The organism is Dyadobacter sp. HNCC25DJ185 (genome assembly GCF_056895195.1).
The window spans coordinates 1-712 of the sequence record NZ_JBXHAR010000034.1 but is presented as its reverse complement, the minus strand read 5'-3'; the positions used below and the strand labels follow the sequence as shown (position 1 = coordinate 712).

Annotated in this window: 1 pseudogene; it reads left to right on the top strand. The window is 51.7% G+C overall.

Features of this window, described 5'->3' with window-relative positions:
* A pseudogene (locus AC1XUF_RS32055) lies at positions 1-712 on the top strand (gliding motility-associated C-terminal domain-containing protein); the annotation flags it as partial.

Sequence of the window (712 nt, the reverse complement as noted above, 5' to 3'; positions counted from 1 at the left end):
TTACGAAATCAAACTGACCGCTTATTTTGATATCCAAAATGGTCGGGACGCGGCTATCGCACAAAATGATGTCACTTTTACAATCGGGAATGTCAATTCCAGTGGGGAGCCTGTAATTTTAAAAGCTCCGCGTGTTGAAAGAAATCCCCCCGATATCGGCAACAATACCACCCGTAATACCTACATTATCAACTATACTTTCCCGTCAGCCGCCGCGTATCGAATCTCCTTTGAAGAGGATAACCGCAACAACAATATCCTAAACATCGGGCCTCCACCGACCCAGCTCCTGAACTTTTACGTCAGCACCATCCTGGAAATCAATGCCAGCTTTGGACCTAATCAAACGCCCGTCTTGCTGAATGCGCCCATTGACCTGGCTGCGGTGGGACAGCGGTACATCCATAACCCCAATGCCTTTGACGCAGACGGCGACAGCCTCGCCTACCGGTTGTTTATCCCGCAAAGGAGTGGCGTCAATGGCGCAGGTATCAATTTACAATATGTTGACCCCAACCAGATCGGCGCACCCGGCCGCACAGAAGCAGGCGCCTCTCCGGCCACTTTCAGCCTCGACCGCATCACTGGCGACCTGGTATGGGACGCACCCGTCACTAAGGGTTATTACAATGTCGCTTTTATTGTCGAAGAATGGCGCGATGGCGTGCTCATAGGGCAGATCGTCCGCGATATGCAGATCATCGTCGAAGAC